The following is a 24697-nucleotide window of genomic DNA, read 5'->3' as shown; positions in this document are numbered from 1 at the left end:
CTTGCTCGCGAATACGGTGTGTCAGTTCCAGATGCATTGGCTGATCCACCGCATTCGCGAGCAAGCCCGCTCCCACATTTTCAGACCGCGTTCATCCAGATGTTCATGGCGTGCGATTACGCCGCGTCTCGATGATATTCGGCAACTGGGAAATCCGCCCCAGCAACCGCCCCAGTGCGTCCAACCCCGGAATCTCGATGGTCAGGGACATCAACGCGGTGTTGTCCTCTTTGTTCGAGCGGGTGTTGACCGCCAGCACGTTGATCCGCTCATTGAGCAGCACTTGCGACACGTCACGCAGCAAACCGGAACGGTCGTAGGCGCGAATGATGATATCCACCGGGTAGGTCAGCACCGGCACCGGGCCCCAACTGACCTGGATGATCCGCTCCGGCTCACGCCCGCCCAATTGCAGCACCGAGGCGCAATCCTGACGGTGAATGCTAACGCCACGGCCCTGGGTGATATAGCCGACAATGGCATCCCCCGGCAATGGCTGGCAGCAACCGGCGATTTGCGTCATCAGGTTGCCCACGCCCTGGATCTGGATATCGCCACGCTTGCCAGGCTTGTAGCCGGTGGCTTTGCGTGGGATCAGCTCCAGCTGTTCGCTGCCGCGTTCCGGTTCGACCAGTTGCTGCGCCAGGTTGACGAGTTGCGCCAGGCGCAAATCGCCAGCACCGAGGGCGGCGAACATGTCTTCGGCAATCTTCATGTTGGCTTTTTCGGCCAGCTTGTCGAAGTCCACCTGCGGCAGGCCCAGGCGTGCCAGTTCGCGTTCAAGCAAGGTTTTACCGGCGGCGACGTTCTGGTCACGCGCCTGCAACTTGAACCAATGGACGATCTTCGCCCGCGCCCGCGACGTGGTGATGTAGCCCAGGTTCGGGTTCAGCCAGTCGCGGCTCGGCGTACCGTGCTTGCTGGTGATGATCTCGACCTGCTCACCGGTCTGCAGGCTGTAGTTGAGCGGCACGATGCGCCCGTTGATCTTCGCGCCCCGGCAGTTGTGGCCGATCTCAGTGTGTACGCGGTAGGCGAAATCCAGCGGCGTGGCGCCCTTCGGCAAATCGATGGCGTGGCCGTCGGGGGTAAAGATATAGACCCGGTCCGGTTCGATATCCACCCGCAACTGCTCGGCCAGGCCGCCGATGTCACCGAGTTCTTCGTGCCATTCCAGCACTTGGCGCAGCCAGGAGATTTTCTCTTCGTACTGGTTGGACCCGGCCTTGACGTCCGTGCCCTTGTAGCGCCAGTGCGCACAAACCCCCAGCTCGGCCTCTTCGTGCATGGCATGGGTGCGGATCTGCACTTCCAGTACCTTGCCCTCGGGGCCTATCACGGCGGTGTGCAGCGAGCGGTAGCCGTTTTCCTTGGGGTTGGCGATGTAGTCGTCAAACTCCTTGGGGATGTGCCGCCACAGCGTGTGGACGATACCCAGCGCGGTGTAGCAGTCGCGCATTTCCGGCACCAGCACACGCACGGCTCGCACATCGTAGATCTGGCTGAAAGCCAGGCCTTTGCGCTGCATTTTGCGCCAGATGGAATAGATGTGTTTGGCGCGGCCGCTGATGTCGGCTTCGACACCGGTGGCCTGCAACTCGGAGCGCAACTGGTTCATCACGTCGGCGATAAAACGCTCACGGTCGAGCCGCCGCTCGTGCAGCAACGTGGCAATCTGTTTGTATTGATCGGGTTCGAGGTAGCGGAAGGACAAGTCCTCCAGCTCCCACTTGATATGGCCGATACCCAGGCGGTGCGCCAACGGCGCGTAGATATCGAAGACTTCGCGGGCGACGCGGTTACGCTTCTCGTCGTCGGCGGTTTTTACCGCACGGATCGCGCAGGTACGCTCGGCCAGCTTGATCAGCGCGACGCGTACGTCGTCGACCATTGCCACCAACATCTTGCGCAGGTTTTCGACCTGGCCCTGAGTGCCCAGCACCAGGGACTGACGCGGGCTGAGGCTGGCGCTGATCGCGGCCATGCGCAGCACGCCGTCGATCAGCTTGGCCACTACCGAGCCGAAACGCTGGCCAACGGTCGCCAACTGAATGTGCCCTTCCCGCACGCCGCGATACAGCACGGCGGCGATCAGCGAATCCTGGTCCAGCTTGAGATCGGCGAGGATCTCGGCGATTTCCAACCCGGTGCGAAAGCTTGACGTGCCTTCGGCCCACAGGTTCTTGGCCGCATTGTCTTGCTGCTCAGACTCACGAGCGAACTCGCAGGCTGCTTTCAAGGCTTCACGGTCCAGTGCCGGGTCGACACTGATGGCATGATCCAGCCATGCCTCGAGATTGATACTGCCGTCGGTGTTGATCGGCTGGTGTGCTCTCACCTGTACCATCTTGCTTACCTTCCCTACGACGCACCTTGGGTGCGCCAAAAATCATCCCGACCTTTGCTGCAAGCTCCCTGGCAGTTCACGGCCCTGAAGAATGCAGGCCAGTCGGATTAAACGGGCATCCTAGCCCGCTTCAAATAACGCCATGGCCTCGACATGCGCGGTTTGCGGAAACATATCGAGGATCCCGGCACGTTTTAGCCGGTAGCCTTGCTTGACCAACTCAACCGTGTCCCGCGCCAGCGTGGCTGGGTTGCAGGACACATACACCAGACGCTTGGCCTTGAGGGTCGCAAGCTTGCGCACAACCTCCAGGGCACCATCGCGCGGTGGGTCCAAGAGTACCGCAGAAAAGCCCTGTTTGGCCCATTCCGCGTCAGTCAAAGGCTGGGACAAATCGGCCTGAAAAAACTGCGCATTATGCAAATCGTTGCTGACGGCATTGGCGGCAGCCCGCTCTACCATGGCCTGCACACCTTCCACCGCCACCACTTCACGCACCTGGCGCGCCAGTGGCAGGGCAAAGTTGCCCAGGCCACAAAACAGATCCAGCACCCGCTCGTCGGGGTGTGGCGCCAGCCATTCCAGGGCCTGGGCGACCATCGCCGCGTTGACCCCGGCGTTGACCTGCACGAAGTCACCTGGCCGGTAGGCCAACTCCAGGTCCCATTGTTCCAATCGAAACCCCAACACCGAATCAGCTTCGACCGGTTCCGGCTGGCCCTCGCCATGCAGCCACAATTGGGCTTCATGGAAACTGCAGAATTCTTTGAGGATCAGCAGGTCCGCGTCCGACAACGGCGCCATGTGCCGCAGCAATACCGCGATGGACGTACCGCTGAACAACTCCACATGCCCCAGGGCCTGAGGTTTGCTCAGCCGGCGCAACATGTTCGGCAAGCGCTGCATGATCGGCTGCAAGGCCTGTACCAGCACCGGGCAATCATCGATGGCGACGATTTCTTGACTGGCCACGGCGCGGAAACCGACTTCTAGACGCTTCGCCTTGGCATCCCAACGCACGGCCACGCGGGCGCGGCGCCGGTAGCCGAATTCCGGGCCACTCAAAGGTGCAGCCCACTCTTGCGGTTCGACACCCGCCACACGGGACAGTTGCTCGGCGAGCATGCGCTGTTTCAGGGCAAGTTGTTCGGCATGGGGCAAGTGCTGCACGCTGCAACCGCCGCAGCGGCCAACGTGCGCGCACGGTGCTGGGCGACGCAGTTCGCTGGCGGTGAACACACGTTCGGTGCGCGCTTCGACGATCTTGCCGTGGGCGCCCAGTACCCGTGCTTCGACTTCTTCGCCGGCCAGCGCACCATTCACAAACCAGGTGCGGCCCTCAAAGAACACGATGCCGCGCCCGTCATTGGCCAGGCGCTCGATGGTCAGGCGTTGTTTCTTGCCCACGGGGATCTGCGGGGCTCGGCTGCCGCCCGTCGGTTGGAAGCGCAGCCCCCTCTCGTGCTTGGCCATCAGTTGGGTTCGTCGAAGATGCCGGTCGACAGGTAACGGTCGCCTCGGTCACAGATGATCGCGACGATCACCGCGTTTTCCACTTCTTTGGACAAGCGCAACATACCGGCCACAGCGCCACCGGAGGACACACCGCAGAAGATGCCTTCTTCACGGGCCAGGCGGCGGGTGGTGTCTTCGGCTTCACGCTGGGCCATGTCGATGATGCGGTCCACGCGGGTCGCGTTGTAGATCTTCGGCAGATACTCTTCGGGCCAACGGCGGATGCCCGGGATAGCAGAGCCTTCCATCGGTTGCAGGCCGATAATCTGGATCTCGGGGTTCTGCTCCTTGAGGTAGCGCGAATTGCCCATGATGGTGCCGGTGGTCCCCATCGAACTGACGAAATGGGTGATGGTGCCCCCGGTCTGGCGCCAGATTTCCGGGCCGGTTGTGGTGTAGTGCGCCTCGGGGTTGTCGCCGTTGGCGAACTGGTCCAGCACCTGGCCACGGCCTTCGGCGGCCATGCGTTCAGCGAGATCGCGCGCGCCTTCCATGCCTTCTTCCTGGGTCACCAGCACCAGCTCGGCGCCATAGGCGGTCATCGCCGCCTTGCGCTCGGCGCTGCCGTTGTCGGGCATGATCAGCACCATCTTGTAACCCTTGATCGCGGCGGCCATGGCCAGGGCGATCCCGGTGTTACCCGAGGTGGCTTCGATCAGGGTGTCGCCCGGCTTGATCTGCCCGCGCAACTCGGCGCGGGTGATCATCGACAACGCCGGACGGTCCTTGACGGAGCCGGCCGGGTTGTTGCCTTCGAGCTTGAGCAACAAGGTATTGCTGGTTTCGCCCGCCATGCGTTGCAAGCGGACCAGGGGCGTGTTGCCGACGCAATCGGCGATTGTAGGGTACTGCAAGGTCATGGCGTATTCGCAATCCAGACTGCGGGGGCGGACATCATACCGGGAAAGGCCGGCGGGCCATATCACGCAAAGTGCGGTGCTTATGGCTTAAAGGCATAAGCACAGAATGTGTTGCCTGGGAGGATGCTATCGCGGGCATGCCCGCTCCCACACTTGAAATGCGCGCTTCTGTGGGAGCTCGCTTGGCTGCGATGGCCGCGCATCGGTCAGCCTGCTAGCCATGCCGACCGTCGCCATGGTTTCGCTGAAAAACCGCGTCCCCCATCGCCGCAATCTGGCCTTCGATCAAGGCGTCGAAGGGCTTGAGCAACGGCTCGAATGAGGTGGGTGCCTCCAGCACTTGCAATGCCTGCACGATGGCTTCCACGGTGGACAAGGCACCCGGCCCTGGCGCCTTGCGCAGCCGATAGCGGGAAACGGCACCCTCGGCCAACGTTACCCGGGGCAACGCCGCCAACAATGGATTGAGGTGCAGCAGTTTGCGCGCCTTGCGCCAGGTGCCGTCGGGGACCACTAGCAACAGCGGTTGATCGCTGGGTGCATAGCCTTGCAGCAACTGAGCATCGTCAGCAGGAAACAATAGTCGCGCTTGGTAGCCGGGCGGATTCAGCAAGGTAGGCAAGTCATCAAACACCTCCCCCACCACCAATTGCGCATTGTTCAACCCCAACGCCGCTAAACGCGCAGTATTCAGCGCATGGTTGACCTCACTCGGGTGCTGCAATAGCAATACGCGGGTGCGGCTGTCGAGGCTGGGGATCAGCGCGCACAGGCAGTGGGGGGTAGGCCGCAAGCAGCGGGAGCATTGGGGTCTGGACATATGGGTTTCAGGCCTGGTTGAGCTGGGCTTTGAGCAAGTCGCGGAAGGTCTGGATCAGTGGTTCACGGCTGCGGCCGCGGCGCATGATCATCGAGAACGGCGCCTGGTAGCCGAAGGTCGCCGGCAGCAGCACGCGCAGGTCGCCCTTGTCGGCCCAGGCCTGGGCGTAGTGCTCGGGCAAATAGCCGATATAGGCACCGGACAGCACCAGGATCAACTGCGCTTCCATACTTTCCACGGTCGCGGCGCTGTGCTTGAAACCGTGGCGCGCCAGTTCGGCCTGGCTCCAATAGCCACGACCGACCATGCGTTGTTGGGTGATGACTTGCTCGGGGATACGCCGTTCATTGAATAAAGGATGCCGGGTGCTGCAATACAACCAATGCTGCTCGCGATACAGCGGCATGTAGATCAGCCCGCTCATGCGGTTGGAGAAAGCACCGATGGCCAGGTCCAGGCGATTGTCCTGCACGCCCAATTGCAATTCGTAAGGGCTCATCACCGACAAATGCAGGTGCACCGCCGGGTGTTCCTGGCTGTAGGCGCCGATGACTTCGGCGAACGGCAGGGCTTTGTCGCTGACGGTGGAGTCGAGCACGCCGAGCTTGAGGGTACCGCGCAGTTCGCCCTTCAACGCCGCCGCGTATTGTTCGAACCCTTCCAACTCACCGAGCAGGCGCAGGGTTTCCTGATGAAACAACTCGCCCTTGCTGGTCAGGCTGAAGCCGCCCCGGCCGCGATGGCACAACACCAGCCCCAGCGCCGATTCCAACTGGCTCATGTAGGTGCTGATGGCCGACGTCGACAGGTTGAGTTCGTGCTGGGCATTGGCGAACCCCTGGTGCCGCACGACGCTGACGAAGATGCGCAAGAGTTTCAGGTCGGGCAGAGCATTGGCCATGGGGTCTCCGAAGGCACACACAAAATCCTACATTTGAACCGAGTCTACCTCAGCCATTAGTTTAGAAAAATCTGAACTAAGTATTTGCCCCTGGCGATTCTTTCGTTTCCAGGGATTTCGCAGAATCGGCCCCTAATAAACAAAACAACGATGAGGCACTCCCGTGGACAAGATTTTTCACCAACCACTGGGCGGCAACGAAATGCCGCGCTTTGCCGGCATCGCCACCATGATGCGTCTTCCCCACCTGCAATCGGCCAAGGGCCTGGACGCCGCTTTTGTCGGCGTGCCGCTGGACATCGGCACCTCGCTGCGTGCCGGCACCCGTTTCGGGCCGCGTGAAATCCGCGCCGAATCGGTGATGATCCGCCCGTACAACATGGCCACCGGCGCCGCCCCGTTTGATTCGCTGTCGGTTGCCGACATCGGCGACGTGGCGATCAACACCTTCAACCTGCTCGACGCCGTGCGCATCATCGAAGAAGCCTATGACGAGATCCTCGAGCACGGCGTGATCCCGATGACGCTGGGTGGCGACCACACCATCACCCTGCCGATCCTGCGGGCGATCCATAAAAAACACGGCAAGGTCGGGCTGGTGCACATCGATGCCCACGCCGACGTCAACGACCATATGTTCGGCGAGAAAATCGCCCACGGCACCACCTTCCGCCGCGCCGTGGAAGAAGGCCTGCTCGATTGCGACCGTGTGGTACAGATCGGCCTGCGTGCGCAGGGCTACACCGCCGAAGATTTCAACTGGAGCCGCAAGCAAGGTTTCCGCGTGGTCCAGGCCGAAGAATGCTGGCACCACTCCCTCGCGCCGTTGATGGCCGAAGTGCGTGAAAAAGTCGGCGGTGGCCCGGTGTACCTGAGCTTCGATATCGACGGCATCGACCCGGCCTGGGCGCCAGGCACTGGCACCCCGGAAATCGGCGGGCTGACCACCATCCAGGCCATCGAGATCATCCGTGGCTGCCAGGGCCTCGACCTGATTGGTTGCGACCTGGTAGAAGTTTCGCCGCCCTACGACACCACCGGTAACACCTCACTGCTGGGCGCCAACCTGTTGTACGAAATGCTCTGCGTACTGCCAGGCGTGGCGCACCGCTGATGAGCACGCACGACGTGCTGCAAGCCGCCGCCGAGCTGGTGGCGGCGTTCGCGCGCAACGACCGCGACGCCTACTTCGGGGCATTCACGGCCGATGCCAGCTTTGTGTTCTACACCCTCCCCCAGCCGCTGCTCAGTCGCGATGCCTATCAGGTGTTGTGGGACAGCTGGCGCCGGGACGAGGGCTTCGAGGTGCTGTCGTGCACCTCGAGCAATGCCTTTGTCAGCCTGCAAGGCGACGTGGCGATATTCATGCATGACGTGGCCACCGAGCTGCGCATGCAAGGGGAGCAATTCTTTAGCCAGGAGCGCGAGACCATTGTCTTTAAACGGCAAGGGTCTGGCACACAACAAAAACAAGGCCTGTGGCTGGCCTGTCACGAACATTTGTCCGCTATGCCGGAAGGGCTGCCGCCCCCTTAGCCAATGTGATCGGAGCTGATCATGAATAATAAAAACAACGATAAAAGTATTCGCAAGATAGAAACCAACGGGGTCGAGCAGATCCCGGACCACGAACGCACCGCCACACCCAAGGATCTGTTCCGGCTGATCTTCGGCGGAGCCAATACCTTTGCCACCGCTGTGCTGGGCTCTTTCCCCGTGCTGTTCGGTTTGTCATTCCAGGCCGGCGTCTGGGCGATTGTGCTGGGCGTGCTGGTGGGTGCGCTGATCCTGGCGCCCATGGGCCTGTTCGGGCCGATCAATGGCACCAACAATGCGGTGTCTTCCGGTGCGCACTTCGGCGTGCACGGGCGGATTGTCGGCTCGTTTCTCTCGCTCCTTACCGCGATTGCCTTCTTCTCACTGTCGGTGTGGAGTTCGGGCGATGCGCTGGTGGGGGGTGCGAAACGTCTGATCGGCCTGCCGGAAACCGACCTGAGCCTGGGCCTGGCCTACGGCGTGTTCGCCATTCTCGTCCTGACGGTGTGCATTTACGGCTTTCGTTTCATGTTGTGGGTCAACCGCATTGCGGTGTGGGCGGCGAGCCTGCTGTTCCTGCTGGGGATCTTCGCCTTTGCCCCGGCTTTCGACCGCCATTTTGCAGGCACCGTAGCGATGGGACAGACCGGTTTCTGGGCGGCCTTTATCGGCGCCGCGCTGGTAGCCATGAGCAACCCGATTTCCTTCGGCGCGTTCCTCGGTGACTGGTCCCGCTACATCCCGCGTGAGACGTCGAAAATGCGCATCATGCTGGCGGTGGTCCTCGCGCAGATTGCCACCTTGATCCCGTTCCTGTTCGGCCTGGCCACCGCGACCATCGTGGCGATCAAGGCGCCGGACTACATCGCGGCGAATAACTATGTCGGCGGTTTGCTGGCGGTGGCGCCCACCTGGTTCTTCCTACCGGTGTGTTTGATCGCGGTGATCGGCGGCATGTCCACCGGCACCACCTCGCTGTATGGCACCGGGCTGGACATGTCCAGCGTGTTTCCGCGCTTGTTGTCGCGGGTCAAGGCCACGCTGCTGATCGGGGTGATGTCGATTGCCTTCATCTTTATCGGACGTTTCGCCGCCAACCTGGTGCAGAGCGTGTCGACCTTCGCCGTGCTGATCATCACCTGCACCACCCCATGGATGGTGATGATGATCATCGGGCTGATTGTGCGTCGCGGCTTCTACTGCCCGGATGACCTGCAGGTATTTACGCGCGGCGAAACCGGCGGCCGCTACTGGTTCAGCCATGGGTGGAACTGGCGCGGGCTGGGGGCGTGGATTCCGAGTGCGCTGGTGGGCCTGTGCTTTGTCAACCTGCCGGGGCAGTTTGTCGGTCCGCTGGGCAACCTGGCCGATGGCATTGATATCAGCCTGCCGGTCACGCTGGGGTTGGCGTCGGTGGTGTACCTGACCTTGCTGCGTGCGTTTCCGGAACCGACGGCTGTCTACGGCCCGACCGTTGTGGCGAGAGAGCTTGCTCCCGTTCGACAGCGAAGGTGGGGCCGCTTCGCAGCCCAGCGGGAGCAAGCTCCCTCGCCACAACAAGCTCCCTCGCCACAGCAAGCACCTTCACCACAATAAAAAGATAATTGGAGACTCGCCGTCATGGCTTTGGATTTATTCGTCGTACTCATCTACGCCGCCGGCATGCTCGTGCTCGGCTATTACGGCATGCGTCGCGCCAAGACCCATGAAGACTACCTGGTGGCCGGGCGCAACCTGGGCCCGTCGCTGTACATGGGCACCATGGCGGCCACAGTACTGGGCGGCGCATCGACCGTCGGCACCGTGCGCCTGGGTTATGTGCATGGCATCTCCGGCTTCTGGCTGTGTGCCGCGCTGGGCATGGGCATCATCGCGCTGAACCTGTTCCTCGCCAAGCCGCTGCTCAAGCTGAAGATCTTCACCGTCACCCAGGTCTTGGAAAAGCGCTACAACCCCATGGCCCGCCAGGCCAGTGCGGTGATCATGCTGGCGTATGCGCTGATGATCGGCGTGACCTCGATCCTGGCCATCGGCACGGTGTTGCAAGTGCTGTTCGGCCTGCCGTTCTGGATCTCGGTGCTGCTCGGCGGTGGCGTGGTGGTGGTGTATTCGACCATCGGTGGCATGTGGTCGCTGACGCTGACCGATATCGTGCAATTCGTGATCAAGACCGTTGGCCTGATGTTTATCCTGCTGCCGATCTGCCTGTACCGCGTGGGCGGCTGGGACGAGCTGGTGGCCAAGCTGCCGGCGTCGAGCTTCAGCTTTATCGCCATCGGCTGGGACACGATCATCACCTACTTCATGATCTACTTCTTCGGCATCCTGATCGGCCAAGACATTTGGCAACGGGTATTCACCGCCCGTGACGAAAAAGTCGCCAAGTACGCAGGCACTTTCGCCGGTTTCTACTGCATCCTCTACGGCCTGGCCTGTGCACTGATCGGCATGGCGGCGCATGTGCTGATTCCGGACCTGGATAACGTCAACAACGCCTTCGCGGCGATCGTGAAAGCATCGCTGCCCGACGGGATTCGCGGCCTGGTGATTGCCGCGGCTCTCGCGGCGATGATGTCAACGGCCAGCGCCGGTTTGTTGGCCGCCTCCACCGTCCTGACCGAAGACCTGCTGCCGCGCCTGCGTGGTGGTAAACAGTCGAGCCTGGCGATCAACCGTTTGTTCACGATGCTGACCGGTATTGCCGTGCTGGGGATCGCACTGGTGGTGAACGACGTGATCAGCGCACTGACCCTGGCTTACAACCTGCTGGTGGGCGGTATGCTGGTTCCGCTGATTGGCGCGATCTTCTGGAAACGCGCGACCACGTCGGGGGCGATTACCTCCATGACCTTGGGTTTTGTGACGGCACTGGTGTTTATGTTCAAGGATGGGCTGGATGCGAACACGCCGATTTACTACAGCCTGGCGGTTGGGCTGGTGAGTTTTGTCGTGGTGAGTTTGTTGTCGCGTAAGCCGGAGGCGGTGGCAACGGCGGTTTGATGCAGAACGAGCTTTAAAGCGGTTTCTTCAGCGGGTGCGACGTCGGATGTCGCACCCGTTTTTTTATCACTCAACGCTCAAGTGTTAGTTTGCTGGATGATTTCCTGAACTAAAGAAGCCCATACCAATCCCTGCGTTGTGCCCGCCGCGTAAGTTCCCCCAGCCGCGATTCGATGATAGGCCGACCAATAAACGATCGACAGTCCATCTGCGGTGCAAGGCCTGGCACATTCGATAATATGCAAGTCGCCACTTTCGATCGCCCTGCGGTAGGACATCGGAAAGTGCCGAGAAACAGCGGCCAGGCACGCCGCCAATATCTGCTCCTTGCATTCCGACGTCGAATCAGGCGGAACCTGCCCGCCGGAGACAAGTATGCAATCCCCATCCAACCGGCAATTCATGACGCCGACGGGCAGATCGTACTGCAGCTTGAGTCCGCGCACTTCGACGCCTTCATCACCGACAGCACGCAGTTTGAAAAACCAGCCAATGATCGCGATTACCTCTGACTCCTCCACCCCCATGGCTGTGATGACGAAGTGCTCTCTGCTCAGCTCAGTAATTTGGGCCGGACTCAGATGCTGGGGCTGAAACTGAACGCCAGAGCACTGCAGAAGCGCCTCTAGCTCATTCTTTAAATGGATGAACTCAACATCGTAGCCCGATACCTCAATAGCCCGACCAATCCCTAGGATTGCATAGTTTGCCTGGAATTGCAGTTGACTGATCTCTGCGAGTTCATATCCCGGCTTCCCACTTGGCCAACGCCTGCTTTCAATATCACGCTGCTCAAGAATCGCGGCCTCTACACCACTCGCACCCACCCTATAGGCTCGTACAATCCCCGCCTGTGCGAATTGTGCAAGCGATGGGTTGTCGGCCAGAAGCTTTTCAAAGAGCTCAATGCCTGCGCGGTTGCACGCAACAGCAAAGCACTGATTCCCGGGAGTCAGATGGTCATTATGCAGCGGCTTTGCAGTTGTCTCCGTTGCGGAAAGATGGCGCATGTTCACCTGCTTATGACTGGCTCCATTGCTCTCGCGATTTCCTCAGTATACGACGACCTGATAATTCGCCAGGCGTAACATCATGGCTTGGAGCAGACCGTTGATTCCTCTACCGATGATCGACACGCGCGGCGCACCGACATGTGTGTGTTGAGAGGGGATCATTAACGATTGTGCAAGCTTGCGCCTGACAACACCCCGCAACGCCATTAAGCTCAGTTGGACTGCGACCGCATAGTCAAGGTCGCAATGGCAGGCTTCGGTGGTTGCCGCCCGTGCAGTGAGCGTCGCCGGTTTACGCCACGTGGAGACACTACAGCCGAGCATTTGGGTACGCATCCGAAACACATCCAATGTCGTAGGTCCGTAATCGACGACAAGCTGGATGCCTCCAGCCGCCGCCAACATTCGCAATGCATCATCGCTAAAGACATCCGGTTTGGCGACACAGACCAGGCGAGCTTGTTTGTGCATACATTCAATGAGGGCCTGATCAATGCGATACGTAGACTCATCATTCAGTGATAAACATATGGCAACAGCAGAGGCACCCTCTAACGCCTCGAACCAGTCTGCGACAAAAGTCACCCGGTTATCGGAAAAGGCTGTCCCATTATTATCTGGCGCTCGACAGTGTCGAACCAACACCTTTATCCGAACATCCGGATCTCGATCAAGCAACAACTTGACCAGCTCTTTGCCTACATTGCCGTATCCCAATATACGGACATCATGGGGTAAGGAGCCGTCGGCCAGTTTCAACCAATGCGTGATATAGGCAGCCACATGCGGCGCATTGACCCCAGGCGTATTGATCACCCGAATACTGTTAGATTTACACAGGTCCAGCCGCACTTTATCCAAACTCGTACCTCTTCGGATCAGATAGAGGTCTTCAAAAGGATGAGATATACGCCATTGGTCAATGACGTCTGCATCGATAGATTGGTCGCCGACAATTATCGTTGATGGGCGCAGGAGCCCAATCTGTATGAGCAGAGCTTGCTTAGTTAACGTTGGGGGAAGAAAAACTACGTTGCTGGGGGCCTCAGCCTTCCAGGCTCTCGACACAGGCGCGATATGTAAAATGTTTTCAGTTATGGCAATGAGTGACGCAGCGACGGGCGGAACCGAAGAGAGCAACATAGCTTTGTCTCCAACCAATTCTGACTTACTGGTACCTCAGAGCGAGGCACTCAATAAAGTTAGGGCGCGATGAAAATGCGCTTAGTTTTTATCCGAGACTAGTTGCCTTGGTCCCTAATGGAACCCAACCTACGCGTGTCTTTATAATTAAATAAGCCAGCCGATTCTGACAATCATGCAGTCCAATTCCGACAAATGAGTGCCAAAACCTGATTGACATGCGTGAAATCGGGCTAGTCACCCGAAATCCCGTGAACAAGAGCGGATACGACTTCAGATATCACTTCTATCTTTTCAACCCGTCGCTATTTTTTGGCGCCTTCAAACACATCACCGCAGTCCTTGCAGCCAAAGTACTGCGCAGTTGCCGGGCACTCAATCTCCCCCGTAGCGCCTGCCCTCACCCGCCAAATGCATGCCTTGCCTTGATATTTCAGCGTGCCCTCCAGGTAACAAGGCGCCCAGTCATACTCATCGTGCAGCGTACGACCATCAATAAGTTCAGCCTGCTTGAAAAAGGCCGCTACCTGCCGCTCATCCAGCGCAACGTCACTGGGACGGCAACGCTCAGGTTCTTCGGAATGGAAGCCCGCGATGGAGATAGCCTCAACATCACGCGGGGTGGACGCGCATCCGGCGAGTAACATCCACACGCCCAGTGCCCATCGCGCTGAAGTCATTGCCACACCGCACTGCTGGCTTCACCTGGATGTTTGTATGAGATTTGCGGGTGCGTGTAGATGTCTTCCGGTGTCAGACGGAAATGACCACGCAATTCAGACACCAACCACTGCAGAGACTGATTCTGCAGTGCGGTAACCCGCTCATAACGCGTGGCATCCAGGTGTTTGCCGACCAATTCGATACCCAGGGAGTCCGCATTCATCGGGTATCGTTCAGGATAGCCCTTGGTGCGTTCGTGCCGGTCCAGCGCGCGAATCTGTAACGTCCAGGTGAGCGCTTGAATCGACTGGATTTGAGCGGTATCACAGGTCGTTTTATCAACTGCCAGGCACTTGGAGCGCAGGTAGCGCCCAACGTGATAACAGCGTTTTTTCAGGCTGGCCGTCTGGTAGATGAGGCCATCTTTTTCAATCAGAAAGTGCGCACCGTTGCCTTTGGACAGATAACCGTTAAAGGTGTGCTGTGCCGTTGGGGCATCCGTCTGGTGAATCACCAAGGCACGAACGCTACGCATATCTCCCTGCTCAATCGATGGAAACCGACGACGCTCAACCCTGTCGGAAATCACCATACCTTCGCCATCAATGCTCGACATTCCACTACCCTTCCGTCCTTGTGAAGACAAAAATATAGAAGGACGAACCGGAAAAAGGTACGGATGACAGGATAAAAAGAAGGGTCCGACGACAACGCTGGCCTCGTCAGATAATCCAGTAAAGCGGCGGGGAACAAACTGCGGCTGCGCCCGAATGACAGGGAACCGAGCACGCCCTGAATAACAACCCATTGCAAAGCGCCCGCACGATCAACGAGTCGATCGCATGAGCGCTTCAGGACTTACCGGCGGCGTGGGCGGCGCTGCTCATCATCTGTGCGGATAGGCACCGGTTGTAGCGGAGGCTCGATCAAGCCCAGTGCAACACCCAGATCATGGAGCCAGTTTTGAATTTTCTCTTTCATGGTTGCCCCCCTTGAGGGTAATGCTGGTAGGCGCAAGTTCTGTCGCCTTTTCCTACACTGATAGTAGCCCTAAGTCCTACGTAATGCATGAACGAAACCACAACGAACTATTACTGAATTGATTCAAATCCTGACGGATCGTTCAAGCAATTGCGCGTGCGTCTCGCAGGACCTCTGCCTTGCCCTCTTGCTGAAGGTCGATCCATGCATTGAGGTTAGCGCCGAGCATACCCTTTCGCCACATCAGCCAGGTGGTCGCAGTGGCAAAAGGCCCCGTCAGCGGATGAACGGACACATTTTCCTTGCCTGGCAGGCTGTCGAGCATGGACTCGGACATCAACGCCACCCCGGAGCCAGCAATCACGCAGGCGAGCATGCCTTGATAGGATTCAATCTCGATTGCCCGCCCCATGGCCACACGCTCGTGGGAAAACCAGGTTTCCAGACGAGTGCGATAAGCGCAACTGCGGCGGAAGGTGAACACTGAACGCCCGGCCACATCCTGCGGCCCGCGCACCGACGGGTGATCGGCCTCGCATATCAGTACCAATCGTTCCTCGCACAGGGCGACTCCGTCCAGGGACGCGATGGTGATGGGGCCGTCCACGAATGCAGCATCCAGACGACCGGTGATCAAGCCTTCGAGCAACTCACCGCTGGGCGCCGATTGCACTTGCAGGTTCACCATCGGATAAGCCTTGTGATAGCGCGCCAGCAGCTTGGGCAAGTGAACCGCTGCCGTGCTGTACATGCTGCCCAACACAAAATCCCCAGCCGGTTGCCCGCCTTGCACGGCGCCATGGGCTTCGTCGTGCAGCGCCAGCAGGCGGGTGCTGTAGTCCAGCAACACCTTGCCTGCAGGAGAAAGCTGCAAGCGTTGGCGTTCACGTACGAACAGCTCGACGCCGAGCTGTTCCTCCATCTGCTTGAGCCGGGTCGACAGATTCGACGGCACCCGATGCAGACGCTCGGCGGCGCGGGTGATGGAGCCCTCTTCGGCCACGGCCTGGAAAATGCGCAATTGACTGAACTCCATAACTTTCTCCAAAACTGAACAAGTTGCTCACTATTATTCAATTTTACAGAAAGTCAATCAGCTTTAGCCTGAGGGTATTCGCTTACCCGCAGGAAACTTGACCATGTCTCCCTTGATACGCTTACTTGCCAGCTTCGTCGCCCTGATGATGGCGATGGGCATTGGCCGCTTCGCCCTCACCCCACAAATGCCGCACCTGCTCAGTGAAGGGCAGATCGACCTGACCGGCGCCGGCCTGATCGCTGCCGCCAACTACCTGGGCTACTTCGTCGGCGCGGTGAATTCGATCTTTGCGCGCAGCCACCACCACGTGCGCGGGCGCTTGTATGGCGGCTTATGGCTGTGTGTGTTGCTGACGCTGGCGTCGTATTGGGCTCATGGGTTCTGGCCGCACCTATTACTGCGCTTTGGTACCGGTGTCGCGAGTGCCTGGGCCCTGGTGATGATCACCAGCCTCAGCCAACCATTGGCGATTGCGGCCGGGCGTCCGCGCCTGGGCGCCTTGGTATTCGCCGGGCCAGGGTTGGGGATTCTGTTGACCGGGTTATTGGCGCTGGGCTCCAACCTGCAGGGGCAAAACTCGGCGACGTTATGGCTGGTGTATGGCGTGGTGGCGTTGGTGATGTTGTTGGCAATCCTGCCTTTCCTGCCAAGGCCTTATGCCGATGGCGCAGCGGTTGCCAGCCACACCGAGGGAGGCAGCAACGGCAGCATCGCGCATTTGTGCTGGATCTACGTGCTGTTCGGCCTTGGCTACATCATTCCGGCAACCTTCCTGTCGCAGATGGCCAGCGCGCAGTTCAAGGGCGCCTGGCAGGCCGATCTGTTCTGGCCGTGCTTTGGCCTGGCCGCAACGATTGGCGTGGGAGTGGCGAGTCTGCGCCGCAAGGACCCGCACACCACGCGCCGTTGGCTGATGACCACGCTGTGGCTGCAAGCGGCCGGCGTATTCGCCTGTTTGTTCGGCAATGGCTGGGGTTTAGCGCTGGGCGTGCTGCTGTGTGGCGGGCCGTTCCTGGCCTGCATGCAGTTGGTAATGGCCCGCCTGCGGGACGTCGCGCCCCACGGCTACCAGCGCAGTACCGGGCTGCTGACCGCCAGCTTTGCCATCGGCCAACTGAGCGGCCCGTTGCTGGCGTCGGTCAGCAGCCACCTCAGCGCCGGGTTGCAACCCGCGCTGGTGATTGCCGGCGCGGGCCTTTTAATAGCGGGCTCGGTGCTGCTCAGCCGACAACCAGCGGCGCAGGCACACGAATCTGCTCACGCCGAGCCAGCACCAGGAAAAACAGCCCACCCAGGAAGCAGCCGGTAAACCAGGCGAAGTTGGCCATAAACTGCAACGCCGGGGTAAAGGTGATCGCGACACCCACCAGCGTCGCGGGCACCAGCGCTTTGACCGCCGTCCAGTTCACGCCACCGTCGAAGTAGTAGCGCCCGCTGGGGCTGTCATCAAACAGTGCATCCACGTCGATCTTTTGTTTTTTGATCAGGTAGAAATCCACCAACAGAATCCCGAACAGTGGCCCGATAAACGCGGCGAGGATATCCAGGGTGTAGTGGATCATCAGCGGGTTATTGAACAGGTTCCACGGCGTGATAAAGATCGACGCCACGGCGGCGATCATCCCGCCGGCACGCCAACTGATTTTGCTCGGCGCGACGTTGGCGAAGTCAAACGCCGGGGAAACGAAGTTGGCGACGATATTGATACCAATGGTCGCGGTGACAAAGGCGAAGGCACCGAGCAACACCGCCATGCTGTTATCGATGCGCGAAACCGTGGCAATCGGGTCATGCAGCATTTCGCCGAACACCGGCAAGGTGCCCGAGACGATGACTACGGTGACCAGGGAAAACGCCAGGAAATTCACCGGCAGCCCCCCAGAAGTTGCCGCGTCGTACGTCCTGCATGCTGCGACAGTAGCGGCTGAAGTCACCGAAATTCAGGGTGGGCCCGGAGAAGTACGACACCACCAGCGCGGTGGCCACGATCACCTGGCCAAACGCCTGCCAACCCGATAGGGATTTCTCTGACAGGGTGAAGCTGATATTCGACCAGCCCGCCTTCCACACGATCCAGCCGGCCAGGGCAAACATCACCGCATACACCACCGGCCCCGCCCAATCGATAAAGCGGCGGATAGACTCCATACCAGCCCAGAACACGGCCGCCTGGAGCGACCACAGGCTCAGGAATCCAAACCAGCCGAGGTACGACAGGCCTGCAAAGTGCGGTTCGGCGTACACTGCCATCTGCGGGAAGAAGCGCAGTACCACGATGATCAACGCACTTGATGCCAAATACGTCTGAATCCCATACCAGGCCACGGCGATCAAGCCACGAATCACTGCGGGGATATTCGCGCCAAACACGCCAAACGCCAGCCGACAAATCACGGGATACGGCACAGCGGCCTGCTGGCTCGGCCTGGCCACCAAGTTAGCGATCAACTGAACAATGCAAATACCGGCGAGCAAGGCGATCAACACCTGCCAACTGGCCAGCCCCAGGGCGAACAGGCTGGCGGCGAACACATAACCGCCAACGCTGTGCACGTCGCTCATCCAGAAGGCGAAGATGTTGTACCAAGTCCACTTTTGCGGCAGTGGGCCCAAGTCCTTGTTGTACAGGCGCGGGCTGTAGCCTTTGGGCAATTGTTCGGTCATCGCTGGGCTCCTCGAAATACCGGCCTGCGCTTCCGTCACTGGGTGCATACGGGAGGCGGCATGGTTTGTATACGAGACAGTCAGCAGAATGCGTGCCAATTGAGCGCAATCCCTTTGATACGGCGTTCCAAAGAGATTGATACAGGTCTATAAGCGGGGACCGCGCTCAGCTACGGTGCACATCAATCCTGTACACAATCAACGGTGCACTCGATGTGCACACAAGTAGCCCACCGTACAGCACGCCGCCGTCAGAAAGGTGCCCCAGGCCATGTCCATGATCGCCAATTGCGCGGACCAACCTTGCAGCGTGGCCCAGTTGCTCAGGTCATAGGTGCCGTAGGCAACCAGACCAAGCAAGGCGCCAAGGCGTGCGGCGCGTTGCCAGCTTGCGCTGGGCAAGACCACGAACACTACGCAACCCAGTACATAAAGGAGATAGAAGAGTGTCGCAGGCAACAGGCGGGGCTGATCCAGCATCAGGGGACCCAGCAGGGATTTGTAGGTGGGTCCCATGAGGACGCCAAGCCAGAGGCCGTCCAGGATCAGGAACGCGAGCAGAGTGCCGAGGTAGGCGAAGAGCATTTTCTTGGTCATTGATGCAACCTCTGTAGGCACCGGACGGCGCCTACAGAAGAGCAAAGCGCGATCAGCTTAGTTCAATGCGATCCGCGTGAATCACGATCTGGCCCTGCTTATACAGCGCACCAATGGCTTTCTTGAAGTTGCCCTTGCTCACGCCGAACAAGTTACTGATCACCGTCGGGTCGCTTTTGTCGCTGACCGGCAAGATGCCGTTGTTTTCACGCAACTTGGCGAGGATCTTCGAGTTCAGGCTGGAGGCCGCTTCCTGTCCGACCGGTTGCAGGCTCAGGCTGATATTGCCGTCAGCGCGGATTTCTTTGATAAAGCCTTTTTCTTCCTTGCCCGGGCGCAGGAACTTGAACACTTCGTTCTTGTGGATCAGGCCCCAATGCTTGTTGTTGATGATCGCCTTGAAGCCCATATCAGTGGCTTCGGCCACCAGCAGGTCGACTTCCTGGCCCACCTGGTAGTTAGCAGGCGTTTTGTCCAGGTAACGATCCAGGCGCGCAGTGGCGGTGATGCGCTTGGTGTGTTTGTCGAGATAAACGTGCACCACGCAGTATTCACCTGCGGTCATCTGGCGTTTTTCTTCCGAGTAAGGCAGCAACAGATCCTTGGGCAAACCCCAGTCAAGGAACACGCCAATACTGTTGACTTCCACCACTTTCAAACTGGCGAATTCACCCACTTGAACTTTCGGTTTTTCAGTGGTGGCGATGAGTTTGTCATCGCTGTCCAGATAGATGAAAACGTTAAGCCAGTCTTCATCTTCGCTGGGAATATCTTTAGGGATATACCGATTAGGCAAGAGGATTTCACCGTCTTGCGCACCATCCAGGTACAAACCGAAGTTAGTGTGTTTTACCACTTGCAAGCTGTTGTAGCGCCCGACTAAAGCCATGTCCAAATACCCTCATTGCGTGAGCGGCATTCTACCCGAGTTGGACCCGCCACGCGCGGGCGCCTGAAAAAACGCGGGCTGAGGTGGCCTTGCAATAGCATCGCCCAACGCACAGCCCCGCTCGTCCGATCAATCGGCCAGTTTTTTCAAGCCGCCAACCCTCGACCGCCCCATGGTTTCGAATTAAAACAGTAAGTTAGGGGCTTATTTCAAAAAATGAAACTTTACTATTTCCGTGCGCAGCACTTATTCCTGGGGGATATTTACCAAGCAATTGTCAAGTATTTCCTGTACGATGCCTGGCCAAGTTAATTTTCTACAGGTTAGTGGCCGCCATGCGTGTAAAAGCATCCAACAGCAAAGCAAAGCCAGCTCCAGCCGTTGAAACCAGCGAATCGATCAACAGCCAGATCGCTGCGTTCCTTAAGTCCGGCGGCGAAATCCAGCAAATTGCCAAAGGCGTGAGCGGCCAGACTTTCGGCCCATCCAAGCAGATCAGCTTGGGTAAAAAGTAATACCGCGCAACACACCTGGTCCCTAAGCGTCTTGCCCTCAAGGCGCTAGGACTAGAGCTCGAAATACCCTCTCCAATCATCCACATTTTTGCATGAATCGACGAACGGGCCTCACCTACAGGCATTCGCCGGTATGCTTGCACGCGTCTAGCACGGGCATCTGCCCGATTTCCTTCGTCACTGCTCCTCGCTTTTCATGGAGTGAAGCATGCTCAAATCCTGTATTTTCCTGGTCGGTGCCCTGGTGACCTGCCCCCTCGCCGAAGCGCAAATCTTTCAGCGCGAATTGGGTGATTTCGATTTGAAATTGGGCACCACTCCCAGCCGCAGCATGGCGCAGGGCTTGGTCAAGCCGACGTCGCCTGGCAGCGACTCGTTCCATGGCGGGTTGGACCTGAGCCACGACAGCGGCCTGTACTTCGGCCAGTTTTCCCCGAATATGGGCTTGTGCTCGGCCAGCACCCTCGAAGTCGATTCCTACATGGGTTTCAAACACCCCTTCGATCAGACCCTGGGCTACGAAGTGGGCTTGATCCATTACAGCTACCCCAAGCTCAGCCCCCTCGACAGCCAGGAGTTCTACGGCGGCCTGAACCTGCTGGGCAATCGCTTTGGCGCCTCCTTCAGCAACGATCCGGACCGCCAGGACAGCACCCTGTTTGCCGACCTCGGCGGCACCCAACCTTTCGGCATTGGGGTCAGCATGAAATACACCACTCATCAGTTGGGCGCTCCAGTCTCGGTGGACGGCGGCTCCATCCGCGCCTTCAGTGACTGGTCGGTGCAATTCTCGCGGGAATGGATGGGCGTTGACCTGAACCTGATCTACAGCGACTCCAGCCTGAGCGGCGGGGATTGCTCGGCGTATTCCGGACATAATTCGCAATGCGATGGTCTGTTGACGTTGAAGGCCGCGCGGACGTTTTATTAATGGGCTGAACTGTCGCGCCCAGCGCGGGTTCACATGTGACACCCCATTCCGCGAAGGACCCGCCCATGCTGCGTCGGCTCAAATTACTGGTGGTATTGCTGACCGTGAGCCTGATGCTCGCCGGCTGCAATCGCGTGGGCCTGGCCTACCGCAACCTGGACGTGATCATCCCCTGGACCCTCAACGATTACCTGGACATGAACGCCGGGCAAAAGAGCTGGTTCAACGACAAACTCAAGGAACACCTGGCCTGGCACTGCACCACACAGCTGCCGGGTTATCTGGATTGGCTGGATCGCCTGCAACAGATGGTCGACAACAACCAGGTCACAGACGCCGCCTTGCAGACCCGTACCGCCGAAGCCAAGCAGGCTATTGACGAGGTCGCCCGTGAGATCACGCCATCGGCCATCGAACTGCTCAAGGGCCTGGACGATCAGCAGGTCAAGGAAATGAACGAGGCGCTGGCCAAGGATCTGCGCAAGCGCCAGGATGAATACCTGAAGCCGCCATTGGCCAAGCAGATCCAAGAACGTGCCGAGCGCATGAGCAAGCGCCTGGATACGTGGATGGGCCCGCTCAGCGCCAGTCAGCAGAATCGCGTGACGGCGTGGTCGCTCGCATTGGGAGACCAGAACACGGAATGGATCGGCAACCGTGCGCAGTGGCAGGCTCAATTCATCGACGCCGTGCAACACCGTGCAAGCGCCGACTTCCCGCAGAAAATGCAGCAGTTGCTGGTGGATCGGGAGAGCTTGTGGACCCCGGAGTATCGCGCTGCTTATGCCCAGACAGAGGCTGCAGCGCGCAGTCTGTTGGTCGACCTGATGGCAGACAGTAGCGCGCAACAACGCTTGAAGCTGACGCAGAAAATTGACGGCGTGCGCAGCGACTTCAAAGCGCTGAAATGCCTGAAGGCTGCCACGATCTAAAAATGTGGGAGCGGGCTTGCCCGCGATAGCGATCGGTCAGTAACGACTATATCGACTGACACGCCGTCATCGCGGGCAAGCCCGCTCCCACAGAAGCACTCAGGCAATCTGAGCTTTTGACGCCACTTCAGCAAAGGTCGCCGGATCCAGTGCATCCGCCTGCTCATCCAACACCTGACGCGGATGATCGTTGCCCGGGATCGAACTGTCGATCAGCGCCAGCAACTGCGCGCCGAGTGCAGTCAGGATGAAGTTCTCGCCATTACCGCCCTCTTCCTCAGGGCGCGATTCAATAAAGCCACGCTTGAACAGCAGCGCCTCATAATCCGCAGCGGTCTTTTTCAGCGCATCCAGGTTGCCGGTCGATTCGCCCGCCGTCGCCTTCTCGGCTGCTTCCTGCTCGGCATACTTGCGCGGCGCGAAGCTGCCCTCGCCGTTCTGCACTTCATGCAACAGCCGTTCGATCAGATCCCAGTTGTAAGTCGTCATCCTGATTCCTCCTGCAGGCTTAAGGAAAATTAGCCCGTCTTGAGGTGTGACCCGTCACGTCAGCCGCCGTTCAGCCGAATAGACGGCGTGTCATTTCTCTGAACTTTCCAGACGTTCGCGCCCTCAACAGCACATAACCGCCAAGGAGGTCTCTCCATGAAAACCCTGAAAAACCTGGCGATCGCCGCCACGCTGCTGACTGCTCTGCCAACCTGGGCCTGCACACCAGACGAGGCCACGGCCAAGCGCGAACAACTGGCCCAGGAAGTGGCCAAACTGACCGAACAGAACCCGACCAAGGCCAAGGAGATGAACGACGAGCTGCAGAAGATGGATCTGGATACCGAAAGTGCCGAGTTTCCTGACAAGTGCCAGTTGATCGATGCCCGACTCAAGGAACTCAAGGAAGCAGCCGCCAAAGCCAAAAGCTGAAGGCATAAAAAACCGGACAAATGTCCGGTTTTTTTCATCACTCAAGCCTTACTCAGCAGCCGGTGCTTCAGGCTTGCGGCGCTTAAGTGGCGCCATGCCATCTTTGCTGACGAGCGACAGGTTGTCGGTCTTCGGCCGGTTGGCGATCTTGCGCTTGGTCGGCGACTTGGCGCCGGTTTTCTTCTTGTCGCCCTTGGCGTCGGTCTTTTTCTTCTTTACGCCAACCGCCTTGCCCGACGCCTTGACCTTCTTCGGTCCGGTGTACGTGCCTTTGACTTCCTTGATGGTGCGACGCTCGAACGACTGCTTGAGGTAGCGCTCGATGCTCGACATCAGGTTCCAGTCGCCGTGGCAGATCAGCGAAATGGCCAAGCCGTCGTTGCCGGCACGCCCGGTACGCCCGATACGGTGCACGTATTCGTCGCCGCTGCGCGGCATGTCGAAGTTGATCACCAAGTCCAGGCCGTCCACGTCCAGGCCGCGCGCGGCAACGTCGGTGGCAACCAGAATCTTCACGCCGCCAGCCTTGAGGCGGTCGATGGCCAGTTTGCGGTCCTTCTGGTCTTTGTCACCGTGCAGCACGAACGCTTTGTATTCCTGGGCCACCAGGCGACCGTAGATGCGGTCGGCCGCAGCGCGGGTGTTGGTGAACACGATGGCTTTCTGATAAGTCTCGTTGGCCAGCAGCCAGTTGAGAATCTGCTCTTTGTGCACATTGTGGTCGGCGGTGACGATCTGCTGACGCGTGGTCGCGTTCAGGTCGCTGACGTTGTTGACCTGCAGGTGCTCAGGGTTGTTGAGGATCTTGGCGACCATTTCACGCAGGGTCGAACCGCCGGTGGTGGCGGAGAACAGCATGGTCTGCTGGCGGTTGACGCACTCGGCTACCAGGCGCTGCACGTCGTCGGCAAAGCCCATGTCGAGCATGCGGTCGGCTTCGTCCAATACCAGCACTTCGACTTCCTTGAGGTCAAGGTTGCCGGCGTTGAGTTGCTCGATCATGCGGCCAGGGGTGCCGATCAGGATATCCGGCACCTTGCGCAGCATGGCGGCCTGGACCTTGAAGTCTTCGCCGCCGGTGATCAGGCCGGACTTGATAAACGTGAACTGCGAGAAGCGCTCCACTTCCTTCAAGGTCTGCTGGGCAAGCTCGCGGGTCGGCAGCAGGATCAGGGTCTTGATGCTGACGCGGACTTTGGCCGGGCCAATCAAACGATGCAGAATCGGCAGGACGAAAGCGGCAGTCTTGCCACTCCCGGTTTGAGCAGTCACCCGCAGGTCACGCCCTTCGAGCGCGAGCGGGATGGCCGCTGCTTGCACCGGCGTAGGCTCGACAAATTTAAGCTCGGCCACGGCTTTGAGCAGGCGTTCGTGCAGGGCGAATTGGGAAAACACGGGTGCTACCTCGAAGAAATACAAAAAAACAGCTG

Annotated in this window: 24 protein-coding genes and 1 pseudogene; 10 read left to right on the top strand and 15 right to left on the bottom strand. The window is 59.1% G+C overall.

Annotated features, from left to right (window positions below; all coding sequences use genetic code 11):
• Positions 1 to 103: 103 nt before the first annotated feature.
• The 5 genes from relA to BFP95_RS15140 form a co-directional block, all read right to left on the bottom strand.
• Positions 104 to 2347, bottom strand: a complete 2244-nt coding sequence (gene relA, locus BFP95_RS15160; RefSeq protein WP_049712098.1) for a GTP diphosphokinase — start codon at positions 2345 to 2347, stop codon at positions 104 to 106.
• A gap of 120 nt (positions 2348 to 2467) precedes the next feature.
• The gene (gene rlmD / locus BFP95_RS15155; protein ID WP_065881198.1) at positions 2468 to 3820 is read right to left on the bottom strand and encodes a 23S rRNA (uracil(1939)-C(5))-methyltransferase RlmD; all 1353 of its coding nucleotides are present in this window, start codon (positions 3818 to 3820) and stop codon (positions 2468 to 2470) included.
• Positions 3820 to 4722 carry a cysteine synthase CysM gene (gene cysM / locus BFP95_RS15150; protein ID WP_065873799.1) on the bottom strand — a complete coding sequence of 301 codons (903 nt, stop codon included), beginning with the start codon at positions 4720 to 4722 and terminating at the stop codon, positions 3820 to 3822. Before cysM ends, rlmD begins: the two co-directional genes overlap by 1 nt.
• Positions 4723 to 4936: 214 nt before the next feature.
• The gene (locus BFP95_RS15145; RefSeq protein WP_065873800.1) at positions 4937 to 5542 is read right to left on the bottom strand and encodes a tRNA-uridine aminocarboxypropyltransferase; all 606 of its coding nucleotides are present in this window, start codon (positions 5540 to 5542) and stop codon (positions 4937 to 4939) included.
• Between the two features lie 7 nt (positions 5543 to 5549).
• Positions 5550 to 6443 (bottom strand): LysR family transcriptional regulator, encoded by an 894-nt coding sequence (locus tag BFP95_RS15140; protein ID WP_049712094.1) that lies wholly within the window; start codon positions 6441 to 6443, stop codon positions 5550 to 5552.
• A gap of 163 nt (positions 6444 to 6606) precedes the next feature.
• Here BFP95_RS15140 and speB point away from each other — a divergent pair, with 163 nt between their 5' ends.
• From speB to BFP95_RS15120, 4 genes are read left to right on the top strand one after another with little or no spacing between them, the layout of a single operon-like run.
• The gene (gene speB / locus BFP95_RS15135; protein WP_049712093.1) at positions 6607 to 7557 is read left to right on the top strand and encodes an agmatinase; all 951 of its coding nucleotides are present in this window, start codon (positions 6607 to 6609) and stop codon (positions 7555 to 7557) included.
• A complete protein-coding gene (locus tag BFP95_RS15130) occupies positions 7557 to 7979 on the top strand; it encodes a YybH family protein (protein WP_065891095.1) in 423 nt (140 codons plus the stop codon). Before speB ends, BFP95_RS15130 begins: the two co-directional genes overlap by 1 nt.
• A 21-nt stretch (positions 7980 to 8000) precedes the next feature.
• Complete coding sequence (locus BFP95_RS15125) at positions 8001 to 9575, top strand: purine-cytosine permease family protein (RefSeq protein WP_065910383.1); 1575 nt, start codon at positions 8001 to 8003, stop codon at positions 9573 to 9575.
• Between the two features lie 24 nt (positions 9576 to 9599).
• Positions 9600 to 10979: a sodium:solute symporter gene (locus BFP95_RS15120; protein ID WP_065891097.1), complete on the top strand. Its 1380-nt coding sequence runs from the start codon at positions 9600 to 9602 to the stop codon at positions 10977 to 10979.
• 77 nt (positions 10980 to 11056) lie between these two features.
• On the opposite strand, the gene BFP95_RS30055 is transcribed toward BFP95_RS15120, so the two are convergent.
• Positions 11057 to 11989 (bottom strand): hypothetical protein, encoded by a 933-nt coding sequence (locus tag BFP95_RS30055; protein WP_256534228.1) that lies wholly within the window; start codon positions 11987 to 11989, stop codon positions 11057 to 11059.
• A 42-nt stretch (positions 11990 to 12031) separates the two neighbouring features.
• Positions 12032 to 13135, bottom strand: a complete 1104-nt coding sequence (locus BFP95_RS30050) for an NAD(P)-dependent oxidoreductase (RefSeq protein ID WP_256534226.1) — start codon at positions 13133 to 13135, stop codon at positions 12032 to 12034.
• 251 nt (positions 13136 to 13386) lie between these two features.
• Between BFP95_RS30050 and BFP95_RS29800 the strand changes: the two genes are divergently transcribed.
• Positions 13387 to 13779 (top strand): hypothetical protein, encoded by a 393-nt coding sequence (locus BFP95_RS29800; RefSeq protein WP_175405795.1) that lies wholly within the window; start codon positions 13387 to 13389, stop codon positions 13777 to 13779.
• A gap of 32 nt (positions 13780 to 13811) precedes the next feature.
• On the opposite strand, the gene BFP95_RS15105 is transcribed toward BFP95_RS29800, so the two are convergent.
• From BFP95_RS15105 to BFP95_RS15100, 3 genes are all read right to left on the bottom strand, one after another.
• Entirely contained in the window at positions 13812 to 14414 is a 603-nt protein-coding gene (locus BFP95_RS15105) for a peptidoglycan recognition protein family protein (RefSeq protein ID WP_065873806.1), read from the bottom strand.
• A gap of 242 nt (positions 14415 to 14656) precedes the next feature.
• Entirely contained in the window at positions 14657 to 14779 is a 123-nt protein-coding gene (locus tag BFP95_RS30045) for a PA1414 family protein (protein WP_003193089.1), read from the bottom strand.
• 142 nt (positions 14780 to 14921) lie between these two features.
• Positions 14922 to 15815 carry a putrescine utilization regulator PtrR gene (locus BFP95_RS15100; protein ID WP_065881203.1) on the bottom strand — a complete coding sequence of 298 codons (894 nt, stop codon included), beginning with the start codon at positions 15813 to 15815 and terminating at the stop codon, positions 14922 to 14924.
• Between the two features lie 103 nt (positions 15816 to 15918).
• On the opposite strand from BFP95_RS15100, the gene BFP95_RS15095 reads away from it, so the two are divergent.
• Positions 15919 to 17127, top strand: coding sequence for an MFS transporter (locus BFP95_RS15095; protein ID WP_065910382.1), 1209 nt, complete (start codon positions 15919 to 15921; stop codon positions 17125 to 17127).
• On the opposite strand, the pseudogene BFP95_RS15090 reads toward BFP95_RS15095, so the two are convergent.
• From BFP95_RS15090 to BFP95_RS15080, 3 genes and pseudogenes are all read right to left on the bottom strand, one after another.
• A pseudogene (locus BFP95_RS15090) lies at positions 17039 to 18482 on the bottom strand (NCS1 family nucleobase:cation symporter-1). The gene BFP95_RS15095 and the pseudogene BFP95_RS15090 sit on opposite strands and share 89 nt — an antisense overlap.
• Before the next feature lie 198 nt (positions 18483 to 18680).
• Entirely contained in the window at positions 18681 to 19079 is a 399-nt protein-coding gene (locus BFP95_RS15085; protein ID WP_065873810.1) for a DUF2177 family protein, read from the bottom strand.
• Positions 19080 to 19131: 52 nt separating this feature from the next.
• Positions 19132 to 19968, bottom strand: a complete 837-nt coding sequence (locus BFP95_RS15080) for a CvfB family protein (protein ID WP_065873811.1) — start codon at positions 19966 to 19968, stop codon at positions 19132 to 19134.
• 335 nt (positions 19969 to 20303) lie between these two features.
• Here BFP95_RS15080 and BFP95_RS15075 point away from each other — a divergent pair, with 335 nt between their 5' ends.
• The 3 genes from BFP95_RS15075 to BFP95_RS15065 all read left to right on the top strand — a co-directional run bounded on the left by BFP95_RS15075 (position 20304) and on the right by BFP95_RS15065 (position 22346).
• Positions 20304 to 20483 (top strand): hypothetical protein, encoded by a 180-nt coding sequence (locus BFP95_RS15075; protein WP_003193095.1) that lies wholly within the window; start codon positions 20304 to 20306, stop codon positions 20481 to 20483.
• 208 nt (positions 20484 to 20691) lie between these two features.
• A complete protein-coding gene (locus tag BFP95_RS15070) occupies positions 20692 to 21414 on the top strand; it encodes a TorF family putative porin (protein WP_065910381.1) in 723 nt (240 codons plus the stop codon).
• A 65-nt stretch (positions 21415 to 21479) separates the two neighbouring features.
• Entirely contained in the window at positions 21480 to 22346 is an 867-nt protein-coding gene (locus tag BFP95_RS15065) for a DUF6279 family lipoprotein (RefSeq protein ID WP_065873813.1), read from the top strand.
• A 99-nt stretch (positions 22347 to 22445) separates the two neighbouring features.
• Here BFP95_RS15065 and BFP95_RS15060 read toward each other — a convergent pair whose 3' ends face one another.
• Positions 22446 to 22835, bottom strand: a complete 390-nt coding sequence (locus BFP95_RS15060) for a hypothetical protein (protein ID WP_017134854.1) — start codon at positions 22833 to 22835, stop codon at positions 22446 to 22448.
• Between the two features lie 156 nt (positions 22836 to 22991).
• On the opposite strand from BFP95_RS15060, the gene BFP95_RS15055 reads away from it, so the two are divergent.
• Positions 22992 to 23267, top strand: a complete 276-nt coding sequence (locus BFP95_RS15055; protein WP_065873814.1) for a hypothetical protein — start codon at positions 22992 to 22994, stop codon at positions 23265 to 23267.
• Positions 23268 to 23315: 48 nt separating this feature from the next.
• Here BFP95_RS15055 and BFP95_RS15050 read toward each other — a convergent pair whose 3' ends face one another.
• Positions 23316 to 24662 carry a DEAD/DEAH box helicase gene (locus BFP95_RS15050; RefSeq protein ID WP_065873815.1) on the bottom strand — a complete coding sequence of 449 codons (1347 nt, stop codon included), beginning with the start codon at positions 24660 to 24662 and terminating at the stop codon, positions 23316 to 23318.
• Positions 24663 to 24697: the final 35 nt, after the last annotated feature.

This window comes from Pseudomonas sp. 58 R 12 (assembly GCF_900005865.1).
Lineage (GTDB): Bacteria > Pseudomonadota > Gammaproteobacteria > Pseudomonadales > Pseudomonadaceae > Aquipseudomonas > Aquipseudomonas tritici.
This window is presented reverse-complemented; position numbering and strand designations above follow the sequence as displayed.